Below are 721 nucleotides of genomic sequence, written 5' to 3' on the forward strand. Positions count from 1 at the left end.
AGCTGGCTCCGATCAATATCAAACGGCCAACAGCAGAATTGTCCTTGGATGAACAGGCTCCTTACGGCGTGTCCTTGTTGTTTCCCAACGGACTCCGTGCCCACTTTGGAAGCGGCTCAGAGAAGCTGTTGATGGAAGTGTTGAACCAAAGTCTGCAGGACGGCCATGTTTAACTTGAACGACACGATGCGCTACTTCCTGTGTCCCGGCAGGACGGACATGCGCAAGGGCATCAGTTCGCTGTGCGGGGTGGTGCATGAAAAGATGAAAAGTGAGGTGAAGAACGGCGATGTCTTCATCTTCATCGGGTCCAGCCGCAAACTCATGAAATTGCTTCATGCAGAAGATGGAGGCATGGTGATGTATGTGAAACGTCTGGAAGCCGGTCGCTTCAAACTGCCCAAATACGATCCTGAGTCAAAAAGTTATTCCATGGAATGGCGTGACCTGGTGATGATGGTCGAGGGTATTCAGGAGAATCCTGAACAGAGACTCCGGCGGTTAAGGGCAGAACGAAAGGAATACCATGTATGACATGCTTTTAGGTTGAATAAAAGTGCTTGTTTTGTTGTGTAATTAGCTAATATTTAGTATTTTTACGCAAACAAAAAACAAGCAGGCAATGAAAGAAAAGGATATTTTACTCAAGACGATAGAAGGGCTGAATGCCACTGTCGCTTCGTTGTCTGCCACCAATAAAGAACAGTCAGAGCAGATTAAA

The 721-nt window shown here is 46.9% G+C and carries 1 protein-coding gene; it reads left to right on the plus strand.

Annotation, left to right across the window (positions count from 1 at the left end):
• Positions 1 to 165: 165 nt before the first annotated feature.
• Positions 166 to 534: an IS66 family insertion sequence element accessory protein TnpB gene (gene tnpB, locus B5F25_RS20945; RefSeq protein WP_140407021.1), complete on the plus strand. Its 369-nt coding sequence runs from the start codon at positions 166 to 168 to the stop codon at positions 532 to 534.
• The last annotated feature ends 187 nt before the right edge of the window (positions 535 to 721 follow it).

The sequence above is a fragment of the Bacteroides sp. An19 genome (genome assembly GCF_002160215.1).
Taxonomy (GTDB): Bacteria; Bacteroidota; Bacteroidia; order Bacteroidales; family Bacteroidaceae; genus Phocaeicola; species Phocaeicola intestinalis.